The following is a 20,651-nucleotide window of genomic DNA, read 5'->3' as shown; positions in this document are numbered from 1 at the left end:
AGTGCAGTATTGAATCCCAAAAAGCGCATATTGAATAGTATCAATATGCGCTTTTTAGTTAGGACTTTTTATGGAATTAGACTTTTCCTAAAGTATAAAGCTGCTCCATTGTAGGTGTAAGGCTTCCCCCTGCAGGTTCCAGCGTGATGCCAAAAGCTTCAGCTGAATCGGTTTGGCTTACAGCGAAGATTTTTTGAGAGTTTTCTTCAAAATTATCCAGCAGACCAATACTTGTCGGTGTAAGCACCGGACTTAGTTTTAAAGACCAAACCTGGTAAACCATTCCTTTTGGAGGGTTTGGCAGACCTGCCGCGTCGATATAAGTCGTTTTTGTTTCTTTGTTCCAGTACACTTTTGCAAATGATGCCGGAGATACTGATTGTCCGCCCAGAGTAACGCTTGTATTTTTAATGTCTCTCACAATGCTCAGATTTTTCTCAGTCTGTTTATTCTGCTGGTCTAAAAAAGCATATTCTCTTTCAATTTTATTTTTTTCGCCTCCAGCCTCAGAGACTGCCTGTTTGGATTTTGTCAATTCTAAAGTCTGATATCCAAAACCTAGCAATAATAATACTGCAGCCGCCCAGCCGAAGTATTGCGGCAGGTTTGATGCTGGTTTTATATCGACAACTTTAGTATGTTTAAGCTCTAAACGCGCTTTTATTTTCTCGAAATTGGCAACCGAATGGAAAGGTGAGAAGCTTGATGATAAGGCTGAAACAGCTTTTTCTATAGCAATGATTTCACTTTCAACCTCAGGGTTTTTTCTGGCCAGTTCGGCAATTTCCAGGTTCTCTTTTTCTGTCAGCAGGCCGTAAACGTAAAGTTCTAAAATGCCTGATTCAATATATTCCTTATCTTCCATTATATCTTTAAATAATTTCTTAAATCGTTGATACAGTTTCTGTTTTGTGTTTTGATAGTGCCCAGCGGCATAGCAAGCTCTTCCGATGCTTCCTGCTGGGTATATCCTTTAAAGAATAGCAGATCAATAATCTCGATACATTTTGGTTTCAGTTTTTTTACGAATTCCTGAATTCCTATAGAATCAATTCTGTTTGTGAGCTTGTTGCTATCATCTAATAGATTTACGAAATTATCCGAGGAAAGGTTTTTTTGCGTGTTGTTGAAATTTTTGGATCGCAGCTTGTCAATAGATGTATTCCTTGCAATATTAAGGATCCAGGTGTAGAACCGGCCCTTGCTTTCGCTGTATGTATCGATGTTCTTCCAGATTTTTACAAAGACTTCCTGCAGGACATCTTCGGCTTCTTCCCGGTTTTTTACCAGAATATTTATGACCGAAAATAAGCTTTTTGAGTACATATCGTAGAGATGGGTGAAAGCTCTTTCATCTTTTTTACGGATTAATACCAATAATTCTTCTTGGCTCATAGGATTGGATTTAAAGCTTAAATAAATTTTAATTTCTTATAAAGTGGTAATGCCGGATAAAGGTAATTTATTTTTTACGTAAATAGTCTAAAATTAGAAATAAAGGGTATCACTTTCAAAATGCCAATTTTCGAGGGGTAAGCTGTGAGGATGTTCTTCTCTTGCACCGTTGCTTTTTCTATTTCCATAAACAGGAATAAGTCAATTTTTAACCTCTGTCGAGCGGCAATTATTAATATCATTTATTAGAACTTAAGATTCAACTAATGGTTGAGATGATGAATGATTTTCTAAATGAGATTGGCCTTACTGGAAGTAGAAGATGTCTTAATATTTTTTAGTATTTCGGTTTGGATGCCCCGCTAGGCTCTGAAAAAAAATATTTGATTTCACAAATGATTTTAAATAAGATATTTCTTTCATGATTTATTAGAAGCAGACAGCCAACATTACCTTTTTGTGGCAAAAAGAAGCATACCCAGTTTAGTTAGTTGAATTTAGAGTTATCCGCCTTGCAGTACATCTTTATTGTATTTGTTCCGATATTCTAATGGCGACAGCCCTGTAATTTTCCTAAACACTTCCCGGAAGGCTTTAAGGTCTGAATAACCCACCTCGTACATAATTTCATTAATAGTCCTGCGACTTGTTTCGAAAGATTTTTTTGCATCTTCTACTTTTATCCTTTGCAGATATTCTGTTGGCGTATTACCAGTAGCTTTTATAAAGCGACGGTCAAAGTTGCGCCTGCCAATGGCAAGACTGGCGGCCAGATGTTCAATTGAGATCTTTTCTTCCGGTTTGCTTTCCATATATACCTGTGCTTTTTTAACCAGTTCATCGCTATGTGTTTTTTGTCCCTCGAAAATAATAAAAGTTGACTGATTTTGCCTGCCTATATCAATCTGGAAAACCTTGGAACAAAAAATGGCAGTTTGTCTGTCGTAATATTTCTCCACCAGATAAAGGATAAGGTTTAGGAAAGAATAAGCTCCGCCATTGGTATAAATTCCCTTTTCATCTGTGATCAGTTGATCGGTTTGTAGATTGAGGAATTAACCATTTTTTTGCCTCAGTCAAACAACAATTAATATTTAGGACGATTCTAAAAAAGAAAATAAAAGCAAAAATGAGCCAACTTGCTTAATAACAGTATAACTAAAAAAATGACCCAATTGTCTTTACTCGGCGTTATTTGGCTTTGTGACCACGGTATAAAAAACTTCAGGCATTAAAAAACACGCAAGACGGGCAATCGCGTTGGATATGCAGAAATTGATGTCATCAATAACTGAAAGGGCGGCATTTATATAAAGTAAATAGTAAGGCTAAAAAAAGGGGATTAAAGATATTCAGTTCTACTGGCAAGCTTTAATCCTTTTTTTCTACTATTTTACAATAATTTCTTTTGGCTGTACAGCTGAATTTTCTTGTGCTGCTGCAACAGCCTCTTGTGCACTATTGATCTGGATGGTCAATTGTTCCCTTTCTAATTTGAGCTTTTCATTAAGATAATTATGTTTGATCTCAAAGTCGGCAAAAATTTCACTCCAGGTTTTGGCATAAACTTTTATCCGGCCTTCATTTAAATGCATCATTAGAGAACTTATTCCATGGGGTCTGTTTGTACTTATATGATTCTGGATGAAATGGGTAGAATCAAATTTATTGCCTATCAGATAAAATTCCCATGACATATTTGGCGCATTAAATTCCGGCTGTTTCTGAATGAGTTCCATATAGTTGTAAACCTGATTGTATTGGCTGCTTCCCAGGTTTATCAGGGGATGTTTAAGCTCTACTACTATATTTTCAATTCTGTCCATTAAAGTATTCTGCCTGCAGGCAAAAATGTCCATTTCTTTGAGTTTGTGGGGATGGTCTATTTCTACAGTGGCATCTTTCTCCGTGAGAAGATAGGTGTACCTTCTCAACGCTTCTTCAAATTTTGGCTCAGCCGACGTCACCAAATGATATTGTTCTCCAAAAATCCAATAGTGGCTTTCAATCATTTTTTGCAAATGGTCGACCTCATTGGCTTTTAGGTCTTTATTAAAAACGAGTTCTTTGAGAATGGCAATGGTTTCGTACCTGGACTGGATTAATTTGATGGTTTCAATTACCCTGTTAAGTTTTGTGGTCTTCAAGATTTTTGCCAGATCTTTTTTCTCATTGGCGGAAAGATCCAGGATCTCGTCCAGAACTTCAAATATGTCCTCCCTTTCATTGGAATCCAGCAGCAGGTCAAGAAACCGTACAAAGGTTTTCTTTTGATTAATGTTCAGGCTGCTAAATAATTTTGGCTGGATTTCATAAAGGCTTTTCAGGGTTTCAATTAGATCCTCTTTTTTATATTTTTCTTCCCACGGCGTCTTATAGGTAGGGAAGATTCCATTTTCTTCATAGTTTTCAATGAGTTTGTCGGCAAATTTTCTCAGGAAAGGCTTTCTTTTTTCCCTTAAGACCTGACTGATGTGTTTTATCAGATAACGGTATTCGGGCGAAGATTTTGCCTTTCCAAACAAACTGGCCTGCGTTTCCTTTTCAGAGCTGTTGAAGTCAAAATCATTGAAATATTCGCTTTGGATGTATACGCTGTGGAAGAATTCATCTCCTTTTTTGTTCAGGGTAGTATGATCCTTGTAGATCTCATTTTGTTTGTCATTTAGAAAATAATACTTAGAATATTCCTGATGCAGCGCCTCTTTCCATTGTATGAATTTAATTTTGAACTCTGTTCTGCCTGCTGATTTGGAGTCGGAGTAAACAAGTGAAATTTCTTCGTCCTTTTCGGCTATATTCGATTCATAGTCCAAAGGGACATTGTTGATAATGATCTGGAATTTTTTATGTCTGTTTAGTTCCAAAAACCAGCAGAACTCCCGGATAAGAAAAGGGATAATTATTTTGTCCATCTGGTTCTCGGAAATCTGTATATCGGTAAAAGTTACTATAGTGCCTGAAAAGTCAGATTCATTATCAGTATTTTGGGCTGTATAGTCGGTAAGATTGCTGCTGTTTATAACTATGGTGTTTGTTTCAAAATTTTTCCCATTATCAAAAGTGGTACGCCATTGTGCACTTTTGGCGAAGGTGAAAAAAGTCAGTCTGCCCACCCCGTTTTTTCCATGCATAGCAGAGGTATGTTTAGGCGCAGAGACCTTTATGGCTTTTTCGGATTCATAAAAGGGCTTGAATTTTGAGTTTAGCTTATTGTGATTGATGCCGTACCCATTATCTATTATTTCCAGATATTCCAAATACCCTAACATATCTACAGTATAATTCAGGATGACGGTATTTGCTTTTGCATCAAATCCGTTCCATATATATTCTGCAACTGCGCTGGGAGTCTGGTAATTGCGCAGGATCTTTTTTATCCCGTTAGAAGTAACATTTACATTTCCTGCCATAATTAACCTGTTATGCTTTTGCCTAGTTTATTGTAGGGTTTCGCTATCAATCTGATGTACCAGATAAAAGAAGAATAATGGTAAAGATAGTTTTTTTCTCAATTTAAGCATAATTTGAGAAGGGCATGATTTTATGACATGGTACTCTTTTAAAAGTAAGTTTTTCATTTAAGTTTCTTCACTTTTTTTTTAACATTGGCAATAAGCGTGCATCAGATCTAAATAATTATATTTGATTAAAGAAATATACCAAAAACAAATCAAACCAATCTTTCACAATGGAAAAAGCGATACAACTACAGGTGAGAAAAGATTTGGATGCCCGCCAGCAGCACACCATACTTAAACTCAAAGGGAACCTGATTTCAAAAGGATACACTGAGATTATCCATATCCTTGACCAGGACGAGGACTTTCATATCAATACCTTTGAAACGGCCACCGAAAAACGCAATGAAGTCCAGCAGTACATTGCGGCCTTCATAGATCAGGAAAACCTGGTTGATACCATCAGCATCAAATAATAATGGCATCTTTAAAATAAAGAGCCCGCTGGCAGTCAGGCCGGCGGGCTTTTGAGCATTGTTTTGCTGCATAAAAAAAGCCGATAACTTATCGGCTTTGGTCTTTAACTGACTATTTTCTTCTTCTTTTGCAGGCGCTCCTTAATCCTGTAAAGGTTTTGGGAAAGCAGGCTCAGAATCTGTTTGTGGTGTTTGGAGGGCTTGTTCTTGAATCCCCTGCACTGCAGGATTTCCATACGGCTGAGTGAGATTTCTATGGTTTCCACTGATTGGTCTGCAACCTTAGCCGATAAGATAAGCGAATCTTTTCTGTCATAATATTCATTGGTAAAGACACAATGCCCCAAATCGTCGCCCTCCTGCATGAAATCCCGAACGTTTTCGATTACAGAGATACTAAGTTCTTTTTCCTTGAAAAAGAGTCCGAAAAAGCGTTTTTTATCACTTGCGTACCTTTTCTGCGCCTTTTCTATTTCAAGGCGCAGGTCATGGAGTTTTTTCTTTCTGAGGAGTTCCCTTTTTTTCTGCACCAATCGGTCGTGCGCCTGAGTAAGGTTTTCGGGGCAAACAAACGATGCGCACGAAAGGTCTTTTTTGAAATAACGCAAAAGTTCGAGATAATCCTCCCAAATCTGGACATCAGCGATGTTATAATTGTTCCTGATTACCGTTTTGACTGCCTGCCAATTTTGTTTAACACGCTGACGTGAAGCGCCAAGATAATACTGCAAAAGGTTCTGCTGTTTTGCTTTGAGCAGGGTTTCGGCTGTGGGATCGGTCAAAAGGGATGAAAAGAGCAGGTGCGGAGCAATATTATATACCGAGTTTTTGAAACCGTTCCTTTTCAAAAGGGCAAGCACTTTTATGTTTGGATAAACTTTGTAAGGATTGATGTAATATTTGGCATTGCGTAAGAAATCCTTAGGTTTGATTTCAAGGGGGGAATAGAATTTCCAAGCATCTATTGCATTTGAAAATACATTAGTGCCTATTGAAAAACTGCGGACGTCCCCTTTTTGGTTTATCCAATGCTGCATCACTTCTTTACAGAAGTAAGTCGGCGTAAAATTTTTCTTCATGTGCTTATAGGCGATTACAACTCTAACCACCTGATAACCTGCACAGGTTTCTAAAACGGCAAAATATTCTACTTCCTTGAAATGCACCTGATTATAGGACTGCATTTTGAGCTTTCCTTTACAGGCTGTGCAGTTGGTAAATTTAGAGCATGCACTGACATTGTCGGGTTTCCACGAGTGCGCACACTGCAGACAGTAGAATTTTCCTCTTGATAAAACAGCCCAATTTAGAAAAATATTTTTTTCAGCCCAAGCTTCAACTTCGGGCGTAATCGGAGCAAGTGAAGCGCTTAGTGCTGTAAGCTGTTTTTCGATGTTGGTTTTGGGTATCATAGGTCAAAAAGTGTTAAGGCGGTCTGCACGGTTTTAACTTCCTGTTTTACTTGAGGTATGGTTTCGTTTTTACTTGAAAATGTGGCGATTTCAGGCTGACAGAACAGGTCTGCTTTTGCTGTCTGCTGTACTACAGCCCTGCACGCTACAGGGGCAGGAATACCGATGGAATCATCGGTATAGTACTTAACTGCCATGTCAAAAATTTCCTGATTGTCAAAGGCGCACAATCCTGTTTTTTTGACCTCGCCAAAAATGTAATTAAAACAGCTTTCGATGTTTTTGGTTTCTTTGGCAAGGCTTCGGGCAAAAACAGTATCGCCCTGCGCAGTAGTGTTGAGATAATTCTCTATAGCGGTTTTAAAGTTCTCTGATGGTTTCATGATGGAAAAAGTTTGATTAATAGCTATTGTTCAAAGACATCTCTGTAAATGCCGTAGCAGTACTCCTCAAAGCAGAGCCAGCATAAAAAAGTGTAGTGGGGCAGTTTATATCGGTTGGCAACAGGCTCTCCAAAGGCTTCTTCCAAATCATTCTTAATTCCTTCCAAATCTTCAAGGTGTTTGATATAAAAAGCTCTGCAGTCATTGTGGTATATAAATTCTCCTATCATACCGCTGATACAACCCCCTTTCTGAAGGTCTTCGAGGAAAGACTTCAACTGCTGTTTTTTCTTTCCGTTATAGCTGTCCAAATGGCTTAAAATGATTTCGTTGAATACATGGCTTACATCGTAATCCGAGTACTTGTTTTTGTCTAAGGCTTTCATAATTTGATTTTTTGGCGTTTATAAATACAATCCGAGCCCTCCCTTAGAAAGGCAGGTCATCAGGATCGTCAGATTGATTTTGTTTTTTCGGCTTGATAACAGCGCCCGCAGAACCATCTTCTTTTTTGGCAAAAGCCAAAATTTTAAGGCTGTTGATGTGAAAGGTCAAAGACCCCATAGCTGAGCCATCGTGACCGATGTAGGTACTAATCCCGACACGCCCGAAGAGCTGCACAAGCGCCCCTTTTTTAAGCCACTCGGCAAGTTTAGCGTTCAGCCAATAGGAGCAGTCGACAAAAGTTGTAATGTGTTTGTACTCGGTGCTTCCTTTGGGTTTGTAGCTGTCATTTATGGCAATGGAGAAGTTAACGACCTGTTTTTCATTTCCCACTTTACGGGCTAGTGCATCTTTTGTAATACGTCCTGTGATTTCCATGATTTTAAATTTTAGCGTTACTGTTATTTAAAATTTCTTTCTCCCTGCACTCCCAAAAATTGTTTTCAAAAGAAAAAACGGGAAAAAAGAAAGCAAGAATCAAGTGACCGGTTATGAGGATGCGGAGTGCTATAAGTCCCGAAGGGTGGCAAGCGAAAGCGGCGCCATTATGCGCATGCAGCATACGGCGGGCACTATCTTGGCTGCCTTTTTATGCCGTTTTCGAATGAAAATGAGTTACACAAATTTTTAGTTCCTTTATTAAGATGAAAAGCATTAAAAAAACAGGTACTTATACTTGCATGAAAATTTTATTAAAAAATTAAATTGCCGTTTAAAAAAAGGATTACGGAAATCCGTAAAAGAAAAAGGGGGCGAATTTGTATGTTTGATATAAATTGTTATTTGTTTTTGAAAAATATTCAATTATAATAACTTAATTTATGTCTATAAAAAGGGGAAGTTTATTTGAATGTTTTGATTGGAGAGGAATGACGGGGTGAAAAGTAGTCTGGAATTTATACTAGTTGACAAATCCTCGCTATAAATTAAAACAGAAAACAGATTATTTTGTAAAGAAATTACAAAATACTGGAGTTAGGATTAAGCAATGTACTTTTTGGGTTACTGCATAATTTTATACCCGGTAATGATAATCAATAGCCTATTATATGAAACAGCCTTTAATTGATTTGGTTAAAAATACGGTCATTTTCGAATGCAGTCTTCCTTGTAATCAACGGAAGCTGGATAAGTCACCGCTGTCTACCAAAGAAGACAATTGTTTTAAAGTAGTGGATGCCGGTAATCTTTCAAAGGTGATTTATAATAATATCATAAACTATGCTTTTGATGTTTTTGAAATGCTACAGGAAGATGAAGTTTTGTTAACAAAGGCGCTGTATTCCAGAATACGATATAATCACGATGCGGGGGAAGCTGCGAAGCTTGGGTACGGATTTTATGGAGAAGTGCTATTACATGCACTTTTACACGTAATCTATAAGGCGTCTCCGCTTATTTCAAAAGGCCATTTTTTTATTTCAGGAAACGGAGAATCCAAAGGATATGATTCTTATCACTTAGTGGAAGCGGGAGGACAGATTCATTTATGGTTTGGTGAGGCCAAGTTTAGAGAAACCTCGGCGTCCTGTATTAAAACAGCCTTAGAAGAACTGCCAAGTAAAGTTTTGACGGATAAATATTTCCTTGAGAGCAATTTTATCCCAATATTTGATGAAATGTCAAAAAGCAGCAACTATGATGCATCGCTGGCATCCAGCAGGCTGCTGGAAATTAAAACACAATGGATTGAAAAGGGTAAGATAGATATTGAAGATTTTAAGGCGAACGATATTGGGGTTGTTTATCCTATTATGATTGCATTTAAGCAGAGTTCAGGCGGATACGACAAAAGCATCACCAATTGTCTTGATTATATAAAGAAGAATTATGCCAAACTAAAATTTGATAAATTATCAATAGAGAGGACAATTTTCTTCATTTTTATACCTATCGAAGATGTACAATTGGTAAAAAAGACAGTAATTAAATGGATAGAGTCGAAAGAACAATTGATATAGCTAGAGCTATTAATGCGTACAATGCAGGGATAATGGCTGACTTTGATCTTGTAGCCAAGGTATGTTCCTATTTTGACTATTTAAAAGATAAAGAACTGTCGCAGGCTGATAAGTCTTTTTTGCTTTATCTTGCCAATAAAACAGGTGTTCCCCATTATTTTGATATGCTTGTCAATACACAATTGAATGAAAGTTTATATTTTGATGAAGACGATCTTAATCTTACAGATTTTACCGCTTTTTTATATGAATCCTCACTTTATACAGACGAAAAATCCAAATTACACCGCTATCAAAAACAGATTTTGGATCAGTTTGTACAGGGTAACTTAAATCGTTTTTTTTTATCGGCATCCACATCTTTTGGAAAAACCCATCTTGCGTATGAGGTCATTAAAAAGATGAAATATAATAATGTCATCCTTATTTTTCCTACAGTTGCCCTTCTAACTGAAAATTTGTTTAGGCTGAAAGAGAAAGAAACCTATAGCTATTTTGCTGAAAGCGAATATACAATTCATACCCTTAGTGACGGAAAGGAAGAATACGGCTTAAAAAATATATTCATATTTACCCCTGAGCGTTATCTTTCTTTTTTAGATAAAAAAGGATCCCAGATAAATATTGATTTTGTTTTTGTGGACGAGGTTTATAAAATCGATAATGAATATATGGATAACGATCAGCAGGAACTCAAAGAGCATGATCGTGATCTGGCGTATCGCATGGCTATATATTATGCCTTGCTGAGTCAAAACGTGGATCTGCTTTTAGCAGGTCCTTATATTACTTTTTATAATGTTATGGACTCCTCTTACAATAAATCATTTGATCTTTTTTTAGCCAATTATAATATTAAGCTTATAGATAAAAACGATTATGAAATCGTAGGCAAGTCTTATACGGTTGTTAAAGGAAGGCAAAAACAAGTTATAGACGGCATACCGATCGATTTTACGGAAGAGGGTAAAAACGTTACTTCAAAGCAAGGCAGGCTTAAAATATTGCTGAAAAGCTTTTTTGAGCATAAACCTGAACAAGAGCATAAAACCATTGCATACTGCAGTACGAAGGTTACCGTAGAGAATTATGCTAACTTTATTGTATCATGGGAACTTGTCAAGAAACCGCAGGATGAGGAGTTTGGACTTTTTATTGAGCATCTGGAAAGAATTTATAATAAAGATTGGTGCGTGATACAAGCTTTAAAAGGAGGAGTTGGTATTCATCACGGTGTGGTGCCAAAGTATATTCAGAAGGAGATCATAAAACTCTTTAATTCCAAAGAAGGGGGTCTTACAATTTTGGTATGTACTACGACTATTACCGAGGGAGTCAATACGTCAGCTAAAAATTTGATTGCACTATTTGACATGAAGGGTATCAAACCGCTGAAAGCATTTGATGCTAAAAATATTGCGGGAAGGGCAGGACGGTTCATGGAACATTTTGAAGGTTCGGTTATTACGTTAAAAAACGACTTTGATAAGGTCATAGAATCTGATGATGGCGGGATCAAGCATAAAAACTTTGATGTTTCTGTGTCAAAAGACGGGGCAGACCTGGATATGACCGGAGATGATTTTTTAGGACAAGATGAAAAAGAAAAAAAGCAGCATATTCAGCAGCTTCAGGATGAAAGAGGGATTGATGAAGAGATAATGCAATTATTTAAAACGGTTTCCAGAGAAGATAAAATATTAATATTTGACCGAATCAACTTATTGGGACCTGAGCAGTTGTATCAAGTCGACGCCTTGGTTCAGAAAGTTATGATGAATCAGATTGATTTCGAAGGTTTTCAAGTGTTTATTGACGTTATAAGGCCTATCGTCAGGGATAAAAATTTTATACATCTACTTGATAAAGCAGTCTATACCAGGGAAAACGAATCTATAGAAAGAGAGTATTCGCGAATTACCTACTCGCTTTACTGGTATTTGAAAGAGGGGTTTAACGGACTTTTTAATTTTAGGATTAATACCCTGCGTGAGGATGTAGACAAGGCGATGCGAAAGGCATCTGAACTGGTCTATAATACATTTAAATACCAGCTTGTAAAGTATCTGGGCGTATTTAATATTATGTACAAGTATAGTCTTTCACAAAGGGATGCAAAGACTTTCGAAGAGGTTCCTGGATTAGATCGGCTGCTTGCAAAACTTGAGTATAATGCATTTTCTGATCAGGCAAAAATAGCAAGTGACTATGGGGTTCCCCAGCGTATAATTGATTATTATGATTCTGGTTCAGAATCTGGAAAAAGAAAAATTAGAGAATCGTTTGATGCTTTTGAAAGCCATATATTCAATAGTACACGAAAGCTTTTTGAGCTATAACAAGTGGTAATCAGTTGTGATATATATAATAAGCAACAGCAATTAAATTATTAATTAAGGCTTTAAACATAAGCTGATAAACTATGGAATTATATTGGTTATTTATAGCTTTATTTATTCTATTTTTGCACTAGATTTTTTAAATTAAATGGAGGAAAAAGCGGAACAAGTTTATGAGATATTGCAGGATTACCATTGCGATTATCCCGATACAAGTTATGAGATGTCTGCTCAGCACATTCTTAAATGGGCGGAACAATTTGGTGAGGATGCAGATTTTGTACTCTCTGAGTTTTTGCACTTTCTACCCCAAATTTATGTTTCAAAAGCCAGAGCTGCTAAAGCACTGAAAAATAGACTTGTTAATTTTCAGGAATTTTATGGTTACCATTCGATGGCAGAGTTTGTTTTAAATACTCACTTTATTGATGTACAAAGAAATGAAAAGAGTCAAAAGGAAATTCTTATTGTAATCAAATCCATATTGCAGGATGATTTTGGAGTTGATTATGATCAATTTGCAGATCAGCCCAAGAAACATTTTATCTATTTTGATGATATATTAGCTACAGGCGGAACTATATTCAGAGACCTTCACCATTGGCTTTGTGAAAATTTTGAAGCATTTGTTAAAAAAGAAAAAACAATAGCACTCAGCCTTTTTTGCTACCATGAATTAGGATATGGCAACATGAAGTGGATGCTGATACAAAATCCTGAGCTTAAATCGCTGTTTAACGAACATTCTGTTTCAGCAGGGATCATTGAAAAAGAACTGCTGACCCGTACAAATTATGTTATAGAGAATCAGGCTAAATGGAATAATCAAAAGCTCAATTGTGCTTTCCCGATTGCGGACCAGTCCAAGGAAGTACTGCAGTATCTTGCAAATTTCAGTGAAAATCCAGGTAAGGCGCAGGTTTTCAGAGTGCCCAATACACCAGTCCAGGAACAATTTTTTTCAAGTGCTGATAATAGGAACAGGCTAGAGAAAATATTTACTGAAAAAGGACTGGAACTTTTAAAGAAAGTAAATTCACAAGACATTGACCAAGCTAAACGTCCTTTGGGTTATACAGTGAGGAGTCACAAGACACTGGGTACAGGAACTTTATTTTTTACATGGCGAAACATTTCCAACACATGCCCGTTAGTGTTTTGGTGGGATGTGCCGGGACATCAGTGGACACCTTTATTTTGTTTGAAGAATAGGGGAATTTAAATTATTTTTATTAATTTGGTATTATGAAGATTTCTGAAAGAATATATAACAGTTCTGAAGTCATAGCTTTTAGAAGCACAAAAGAGGAATTTGGTGGACTATCCAACATGGCCCCAGGTTACATTCTGCGAGTTAATGATGTCATCATCCCATCGGCAGAGGCCCTTTATCAGGCTTGCAGGTATCCTTTATTTCCCGATATACAGCAAGAAATTATTTCCCAGAACAGTCCTATGACTGCCAAAATGATAAGCCGCAAATATTTAAGCCATTCCCGACAAGACTGGGAAGAAATTAAATATACAATTATGTACTGGGTACTTCAAGTTAAGCTATCGCAAAATTTTGATAACTTTTCTCATGTATTAAAAAAGACAGCAGATATTCCTATTGTTGAGTTATCTACTAAAGATAAAGACTGGGCGGTTATTGCAGAGAATAAAAACACATTGAAAGGCAAAAATGCCCTGGGAAGATTATTAATGAAATTAAGGTCGGAATTTATATTAGAGAATAATGATATAGATTGTGTGAGCCCTCCAGCCATTTATGGCTTTATGCTTTACGGATCGGATATCGAAACGGTCTGCAATCCTGAACTTGAACTTGCTCACAGTTTACTGTTTGACCTAGATAGTAAATAGAAATCAGTTCTTGAGTAAATGTTAATTTCAAATAAGCATTAATATCTATTTTTCTGCAATCCATTTAAAATTGTAAGCAGATAAATGAGAATCTGTCCTTTGTATTCTTATTGTAGCTTGATTGGCTGAATTCGTAAATGCCTGATGAAGTATAATTTTATGCTTATCCTGCAAATCATCAAAATTAACTGTTGATGTACAATCAATAGATGCTAATGTGCCAGCTATGAAATCAGGTATCCTAATAAGTTCATCATAAAAATTTTTGCCAACTTTTTCAGGTTCAATATAATAAATTTGTAGATCTGAAAAAGGAAATTTTTCATTTATTGCAAGAATTTCGTACCAAAAATACATATTATCAAAAGCAAATCCATCATATGTATTGACTATGGCATCCCTGTCTGATATCCAAGCAATATGTGTTGGATCAGAATATTTTCTAAGCATTCGTATGATCTGAGCACCTAAATAACTTGAAATAAAAATTTTCCTCATCAGCTTTTCATTAAACGAAGTTTTAAGCATTTCCGTTTTAATCAATTTAAGACGTTTCAGCATATCATTAAAAAATTCTGATCTTTGTGGATGAACAGTTTTCGAATTTTCCACAATATCTGTCATCCATGTTAGAAGCGCCGTGAAACGGGGTTTATCACATAAGCCACTAAGTAGTTTTTCGCTTCGTGGAATAATTATTGAAAAGTGATATACGGCGGAAGAATTAATAAATTCAATAATACCTTCGGTTATATTTTTAGTTTTCTTGAGGTCTGTAGGCGCATGGAGTTTGATATAATCCTTTAAGTTTTTTATTTCATCGATATTTAGCAGCAGAGTAAATGAAAACACATCATTATATTTTTGGGTATCTTCAAGACAATAATCACTCATCAGATACCAAGATTTGATATCATTATACCTATTTAGAAAATCCTTAAATTTAGAAGCTTCATTTTTATCTAAGATTTCAGTTAAAGCGTTCAGTACTTCTATCATATTTTATGTTGTTTTTTATAAGCTAAGCTCATTAATTCTTTTCCATTTTGATGGCAAAAAAGTCTTTATAGGAATTTGTCCATTTTTATTAAAAATCTGTTTATCAAATTTTAATATATTCAAAATGTTTAAAGTTAAGTTTTTAAATTAAATTTCATAAGATACTTTTTTACATTAAGAAAACATCACATATTATTTGAGAAAATAATGTAATGAAAAAAAATATTAAGTAAAATTAAAAAAGAGCTGGCTTATAACGGATTTTAGGATTAAGTGTATTACGATTTCATTTTCTGTCTTGGCAGATTAATCTCGTGTTCCTGAGGATAGGGTTTACGGTGGGTCATACTTACATCTTCTCGAATCTGCTCATGAACTTTATATTGTCTGTCATTGGTATTTGAATATCTGGGGTCAGCAATGAAAGGCATTTTGGCCATTTTGGTTACAGTAATAGTAGGGAAGTGATAATCTACCTCAACATTTCCTAATAACAAATAACAGCCTCCACCCTGAAATGGATATTTAGCAAGACTGTCTGTAAAATGTGCAGTATCGAAAAATTCCCCATCAGCATCAATCCAGGTTCCGAAATACATAGCACCCATCTTTGTAGGGACGTGCTTGCGTGAGATGAGATACGCCAGCATGCGGACAGTTTTCTTATGATACATCAATAAATCTTTTGCCATTACATCACCTCTGAATTTTGTCTGCAATAAATCAAAAGGGGAGCAGGACACAGGGAAACTTAAGAGTTCTATTTCATCAAAGGCATCTTCAAATTCAGAACGTTCCAGCTCTGGAAGCTCATATTCCTTGACAGGTTCTTGAATGAGCATCAGGTTTCGGTTTTCGGGTTTAAAGTTGACTAAAATAAGCCGAGCAATTACAAGCAGCTGATTTTTTGATTTACCTGTGAAACGGAATGCACCGATGAAAATAAGGATCTGTATTCCTTCGATGCCAATAGGAATGCGGTTGATAAAATCTTCAAGTGATTTGTATGATCCGTTTTTTTCACGTTCCTGCTGAATGAGAAGAGCGGTTTTTGATTCAAGGCTCTGAAGGTGCATGAAACCCAGATAAATATCTGTACCGTATAGTGTGGTTTCAAATTCACTTTTGTTTACACACGGATTGTGAATTGCAGCTCCTGACATTTTTGCTTCATGGACATATACTTCTGTTCGATAAAATCCTCCCTGATTGTTGATTACAGCCACCATAAACTCCACAGGATAATAAACCTTGAGATAAAGGCTCTGATAACTCTCTACCGCATAAGATGCCGAGTGTGCCTTGCAGAAAGAATAACCAGCAAAAGACTCTATCTGACGGTATATTTCCTCACTTAGCTTTAACGGATGCCCCTGCTGTACACAGGAAAGAAAGAAATTATCCTTCACTTTCTGCAGCGCTGCCTTAGAACGTCCTTTTCCTGACATAGCACGGCGCAGGATATCTCCATCAGCTGCTGGCAGCCCGCCATAATGCAGTGCAATTTTTATAACGTCTTCCTGATATACCATAATACCGTAAGTCTCGTCCAATTGCTCCTGAAAAACAGGGTGTAAATACTCAAACTTGTCTGGATGGTTATGGCGGAAGATATACTCTTTCATCATTCCTGACTGCGCCACACCCGGACGTATGATAGAGGAAGCTGCTACTAAAGTTTTGTAATTGTCACAATTCAAACGGCGAAGCAGTCCCCGCATGGCTGGGCTCTCAATATAAAAACAGCCTATAGTCCTGCCTATTCCGAGAAACTCATTGCATTTAGCCTCATTTTTAGAAATTGTAGTATCACGAATGTTTAGGCGTATGCCACGGTTTTTTTCAATAAGCTTTACACTGTCATCAATATGCCCGATCCCGCGCTGGCTAAGGATGTCAAACTTTTCAAGCCCAATATCTTCAGCTATATGCATATCAAAAAGTACAATTGGAAAGCCTTTTGGGGGCATTTCCAGCGGTGTATAATTGGTAATAGGCTCTTCGGAAATTAGTATACCACAGGAGTGCATACTTCGCTGATTTGGGTATTTCTCTAAAAGCATTCCATACTGCTGTACTTGTCGAACCACTTTATTGGAAGCATGCAGTTCAATAGGATTTTTGGCAAGGGCATCAAGTTCTTCTTTTGGAAGCCCGAAAACTTTGCCAACCTCACGAAAAATAGAACGGTATTTAAATTCAACATTTGTACCGCAGAATGCTACGTGATCATAGCCGTAACGAGAAAATATGTATTCAAGAATCGTATCACGTTCCTTCCAGCTCCAATCGATGTCAAAGTCAGGCGGACTTTTACGATTCAAGTTTAAAAACCGCTCAAAGTACAGATCAAGTTCCAATGGACAGATATCGGTTATGCCCAGACAATAAGCAATGATGCTGTTGGCTCCGCTTCCGCGACCGATATGAAGAAATCCCTGAGAATTACTGAATCTTATGATATCCCATGTAATCAAGAAATAACCGCTGAACTCCAGCTGGTCAATCACTTTAAGTTCTTTGAACATCCGCGATTTAGCCTCCGCATTATTTTTGCCATAGCGCCACTCCAATCCCTGCTGAGCCAGAGTTGTCAGCAGCAGAATATCATCTTTTTTACTGTTGGTGTAAAATTTCTTGTTTTTAGGAGTTTTAAAATCAAATTCAAAATGACATTCAGCAATAATTTTTTCGGTATTTGAAATAATCTGAGGATACTCGGCATAAAAGGAAGTCAGGTATTCCAGAGGCCGCATTATTTCTGTTTCCTGGCAGTAATCCTCAGGAGTCAGCTTGGAGAGTATCAAGTTCATATCAATGGCACGAAGTATCCTATGCAGGTTGAATTCGGTTCTGGTACGAAAGGTAATAGGCTGAAGGATTACCATTTTTTCCTGCCTGTTTTTCCAATCAGACAGCACCAGCTTCTGGAGCTGTTCCGGACGAATGCCGATGTATTCATTTTCCTGTAAAAGAAGAGGTGCATTCTCCAAAGGATAAATAACAAATACATCCTCGAATTCCGGTGCAGATAGAGGTAGGTCAATATTGTCAAAATTATGTCTGGTCAAGAAACGGTTCATTTCTGCAAGACCTGATGCACTTTTTGCCAGTCCTATAAAACGCAATTTATGTTCCGAGCGGAATTCCATTCCGACAACAGGTTTAATACCAACAGCTTTACATCCTTTTATGAAATCATAAATCCCTGTTACGGTATTGATATCAGTCAATGCCATTGCAGTGACACCGCAAGCTGCAGCCTGCGAGATCAACTCTTCTAGTGGAATAGTTCCGTAGCGAAGAGAATGAAAGGAATGACAGTTGAGATACATTTAATCTTATTTACGTTTTAAAATTTCATTTTTATTGTTGGGTTTGAACGATGCCCCAGCGCATCGCATTACTGCATCAAAGCCGTAGCGGCTTTTCATTCGGTCCATGGCCTGATAAAGCGCCAGCATTTCCTCAGTATCCTGAAAAAGGTCTATCTGGTAAGTTCCACGTACAAGTCCGCTGAAACGTACCCCAATAAGGCGAAGCCGCATACGGCGTTGGTATAGTTTTTCAAATAAATCTGTAACAGTTTTCGAAAGGATATGATCAGCTGAGGTATATTGGACCCGGCACTGTTTGGTTTCTGTATCAAAATTGGCATAACGTATTTTGATAGTTACTGTAGAGGTCAGCCATTCTTCCGAGCGCAATTGAAAAGCCAATTTTTCTACCATACCTAAAATTATTCTTTTAAGTTTCGGAATATCGATAGTATCTTGGGTAAAAGTATGTTCGGTAGATATTGACTTTCTTTCGGTATATGGCTCAACGGGATTGTTATCTATTCCATTGGCTTTCTTCCATAGCTCAGAACCATTTTTTCCAATCATCTGCTGCAGTACTTCGCAGGGCATCTTAGAAAGGGTTTCAATAGTGCGAATGCCTATGCGTGAGAGAAGCTGAAAAGTTTTATCTCCGACCATGGGTATTTTTTGAACAGACAAGGGATTCAGAAAAGACTGAACTAAATGCTGAGGTATCTCCAGGTTCTGTTTCTGTTTTCCTTCACCAGTACCGATTTTAGAAACAGTCTTGTTAATAGACAATGCAAAAGTCAGTGGCAGGCCAGTTTCTTTTATAATGGTCTGTGCAAGTTCATTTGTCCATTTATAACTGCCATGAAATTTATCCATACCTGTGATGTCAAGATAGAATTCATCAATAGAAGCTTTTTCCACAACGGGTGCTTTTTTCTGAATTATTTCTGTAATATCGTGAGATAGTCTAGAATATAGTTCCATGTCACCCTTCATGATTTTTGCTTGTGGACAAAGCTTCATCGCCATATGGATTGGCATGGCCGAGCGAACTCCAAAACGTCTTGCTTCATAGGAACATGATGCTACAACACCTCTATCACCACCTCCAATGATGAGAGGGATTCCATTTAGCTCTGAATTAGTAAGTCTTTCGCAGGAAACGAAAAACGTGTTCATATCGATATGTACAATTGCCCTGCTCATAAATCTATATCATTTTATACAAATCAAAATTAGTACAGATCAGAACATTTTTATTAATTATTATGTTATAAATGGTAACAAAATTAAAAAATCCTTATTTTACTGGGTATGTAAAATATCCAGAAAATTCACATATGAAAGTTTATTCAGAATTTACGTTCTGAGCTCTCTTCATATATTCTTTACACAAGATATTTTAATAAGACAAATTTTATAGTTGTGGTGATTTTTAATTAAGCATGATTAGTTCTATCATTGCTTATATCACTTTTTTTTATTTCTTTTATATTAAATAAATGAGAACAAATTCATCTATTTTTTATTTAATGGGTTAACTTGATATTATAGAAACATAGATATGATGTGTCAATTGTGCTTGCAAGAAAAAGTTTTGCTGAAAAATTCACATATTATTCCAAATTTTCTTTATAAAGGCTTGTTTGGTGATAAACATAAAATAGTCAGTGTAAATCTAGATGATTATAATGATAAGAAATTTCATCAAACTGGATTTAAAGACAAGGATATATTATGTGCAGATTGTGATAATGGAATTATTGGAAAGTATGAAAGATATGCAAGCAATACTATTTTTGGTGACCATAAAAATCTTGACATCGAGATTTATAATGGTGATAATATAGTAGTGCCTTATATCAGATTTAAAAAACTTGATTACCATCAAATAAAACTTTTTTTTCTCTCCATTCTCTGGAAATCACATCTTTCGACTAATCCATTCTTTAAGCAAATAGATCTCGGTAAAAAATATTCAGAACAGATAAGACAAATGTTGCTTAATCGAGATGGTGGACCTGAAGATTGTTTTGAGGTCGTTTTAGTTAAACCTGAAACTAAGACGAGAATTGTAAAATCAATGGTTGCTCCACGCCGGTTAAAAGATCATGGAAATACTACTTATATTTTTCATATCAATGAAATTATGTATCATTTTAATATTTCCAGCCACAATAAGATGTCTATGTTTAATGCCAGTATTATAAAAAAAGACGGGATAATGGATATAGCAATTGTAAATGGAGAATTTGCTAGTGGCTATTTTGACAGCTATATTGGAAAGAAGATAGAGGTAAATCAAAAAAATGAACAAAAATAGAATGGATATTAGAGTATTACAGATTATTTTTGAAGGATTTTGCGAAAGAAAGAAAAAGTATGGCATATGCCTGCTGTTCATCAATGCTAATGATTTTTCAGTTTTGAAAGTATTTAATTTAGTAAAAAAATATAAATTCCAAATATGTTCTTGGAAAAAACGGTCAACTTGACCACGCTTTTTCAATATAAAGTGACCACCGATTTCGGGTCAAGCTGACCACCCCTTTTCAATTTAAACTGACCACCTTGTTTCGGTTCAAATTGACCACCAAACAC

At 36.4% G+C, this 20,651-nt stretch carries 17 protein-coding genes; 6 read left to right on the top strand and 11 right to left on the bottom strand.

Features of this window, described 5'->3' with window-relative positions; genetic code table 11:
• Positions 1–76 precede the first annotated feature (76 nt).
• The 4 genes from FLV_RS14385 to FLV_RS14370 form a co-directional block, all read right to left on the bottom strand.
• Positions 77–865, bottom strand: a complete 789-nt coding sequence (locus FLV_RS14385; protein WP_243234836.1) for an anti-sigma factor domain-containing protein — start codon at positions 863–865, stop codon at positions 77–79.
• Complete coding sequence (locus FLV_RS14380; protein WP_243234835.1) at positions 865–1,395, bottom strand: RNA polymerase sigma factor; 531 nt, start codon at positions 1,393–1,395, stop codon at positions 865–867. Before FLV_RS14380 ends, FLV_RS14385 begins: the two co-directional genes overlap by 1 nt.
• Positions 1,396–1,898: 503 nt before the next feature.
• Entirely contained in the window at positions 1,899–2,354 is a 456-nt protein-coding gene (locus FLV_RS14375) for a GlxA family transcriptional regulator (RefSeq protein ID WP_243234834.1), read from the bottom strand.
• Between the two features lie 429 nt (positions 2,355–2,783).
• Entirely contained in the window at positions 2,784–4,808 is a 2,025-nt protein-coding gene (locus tag FLV_RS14370) for an ATP-binding protein (RefSeq protein ID WP_243234833.1), read from the bottom strand.
• A 278-nt stretch (positions 4,809–5,086) separates the two neighbouring features.
• Between FLV_RS14370 and FLV_RS14365 the strand changes: the two genes are divergently transcribed.
• Positions 5,087–5,332 (top strand): hypothetical protein, encoded by a 246-nt coding sequence (locus FLV_RS14365; protein ID WP_243234832.1) that lies wholly within the window; start codon positions 5,087–5,089, stop codon positions 5,330–5,332.
• 104 nt (positions 5,333–5,436) lie between these two features.
• On the opposite strand, the gene FLV_RS14360 is transcribed toward FLV_RS14365, so the two are convergent.
• The 4 genes from FLV_RS14360 to FLV_RS14345 are packed head-to-tail and all read right to left on the bottom strand — an operon-like array spanning position 5,437 to position 7,949.
• The gene (locus FLV_RS14360; protein WP_243234831.1) at positions 5,437–6,744 is read right to left on the bottom strand and encodes a PcfJ domain-containing protein; all 1,308 of its coding nucleotides are present in this window, start codon (positions 6,742–6,744) and stop codon (positions 5,437–5,439) included.
• Positions 6,741–7,127, bottom strand: coding sequence for a PcfK-like family protein (locus FLV_RS14355; RefSeq protein WP_243234830.1), 387 nt, complete (start codon positions 7,125–7,127; stop codon positions 6,741–6,743). The genes FLV_RS14360 and FLV_RS14355 overlap by 4 nt, the downstream gene beginning before the upstream one ends.
• A gap of 23 nt (positions 7,128–7,150) precedes the next feature.
• Positions 7,151–7,513 carry a hypothetical protein gene (locus FLV_RS14350; RefSeq protein WP_243234829.1) on the bottom strand — a complete coding sequence of 121 codons (363 nt, stop codon included), beginning with the start codon at positions 7,511–7,513 and terminating at the stop codon, positions 7,151–7,153.
• Positions 7,514–7,556: 43 nt separating this feature from the next.
• A complete protein-coding gene (locus FLV_RS14345) occupies positions 7,557–7,949 on the bottom strand; it encodes a single-stranded DNA-binding protein (protein ID WP_243234828.1) in 393 nt (130 codons plus the stop codon).
• 671 nt (positions 7,950–8,620) lie between these two features.
• On the opposite strand from FLV_RS14345, the gene FLV_RS14340 reads away from it, so the two are divergent.
• The 4 genes from FLV_RS14340 to FLV_RS14325 all read left to right on the top strand — a co-directional run bounded on the left by FLV_RS14340 (position 8,621) and on the right by FLV_RS14325 (position 13,737).
• On the top strand, positions 8,621–9,532 hold the full coding sequence (locus FLV_RS14340) for a Hachiman antiphage defense system protein HamA (RefSeq protein WP_243234827.1): 912 nt from the start codon (positions 8,621–8,623) through the stop codon (positions 9,530–9,532).
• Positions 9,502–11,871 carry a DEAD/DEAH box helicase gene (locus FLV_RS14335; protein WP_243234826.1) on the top strand — a complete coding sequence of 790 codons (2,370 nt, stop codon included), beginning with the start codon at positions 9,502–9,504 and terminating at the stop codon, positions 11,869–11,871. The genes FLV_RS14340 and FLV_RS14335 overlap by 31 nt, the downstream gene beginning before the upstream one ends.
• Positions 11,872–12,019: 148 nt before the next feature.
• Positions 12,020–13,093 carry a hypothetical protein gene (locus tag FLV_RS14330; protein WP_243234825.1) on the top strand — a complete coding sequence of 358 codons (1,074 nt, stop codon included), beginning with the start codon at positions 12,020–12,022 and terminating at the stop codon, positions 13,091–13,093.
• A 23-nt stretch (positions 13,094–13,116) separates the two neighbouring features.
• Positions 13,117–13,737 (top strand): NADAR family protein, encoded by a 621-nt coding sequence (locus tag FLV_RS14325; RefSeq protein WP_243234824.1) that lies wholly within the window; start codon positions 13,117–13,119, stop codon positions 13,735–13,737.
• A 45-nt stretch (positions 13,738–13,782) separates the two neighbouring features.
• On the opposite strand, the gene FLV_RS14320 is transcribed toward FLV_RS14325, so the two are convergent.
• From FLV_RS14320 to dinB, 3 genes are all read right to left on the bottom strand, one after another.
• The gene (locus FLV_RS14320) at positions 13,783–14,736 is read right to left on the bottom strand and encodes a hypothetical protein (RefSeq protein WP_243234823.1); all 954 of its coding nucleotides are present in this window, start codon (positions 14,734–14,736) and stop codon (positions 13,783–13,785) included.
• Positions 14,737–15,014: 278 nt separating this feature from the next.
• Positions 15,015–18,071, bottom strand: coding sequence for a DNA polymerase III subunit alpha (locus FLV_RS14315; RefSeq protein ID WP_243234822.1), 3,057 nt, complete (start codon positions 18,069–18,071; stop codon positions 15,015–15,017).
• Positions 18,072–18,077: 6 nt separating this feature from the next.
• Positions 18,078–19,256: a DNA polymerase IV gene (gene dinB, locus FLV_RS14310; RefSeq protein ID WP_243234821.1), complete on the bottom strand. Its 1,179-nt coding sequence runs from the start codon at positions 19,254–19,256 to the stop codon at positions 18,078–18,080.
• A gap of 376 nt (positions 19,257–19,632) precedes the next feature.
• Here dinB and FLV_RS14305 point away from each other — a divergent pair, with 376 nt between their 5' ends.
• Positions 19,633–20,373: a hypothetical protein gene (locus FLV_RS14305; RefSeq protein WP_243234816.1), complete on the top strand. Its 741-nt coding sequence runs from the start codon at positions 19,633–19,635 to the stop codon at positions 20,371–20,373.
• Positions 20,374–20,651 lie beyond the last annotated feature (278 nt).

This window comes from Flavobacterium pectinovorum, from assembly GCF_022802975.1.
Lineage (GTDB): Bacteria > Bacteroidota > Bacteroidia > Flavobacteriales > Flavobacteriaceae > Flavobacterium > Flavobacterium pectinovorum_B.
The sequence above is the reverse complement of the archived record's forward strand: the minus strand, read 5'-3'. Positions and strand labels throughout refer to the sequence as shown.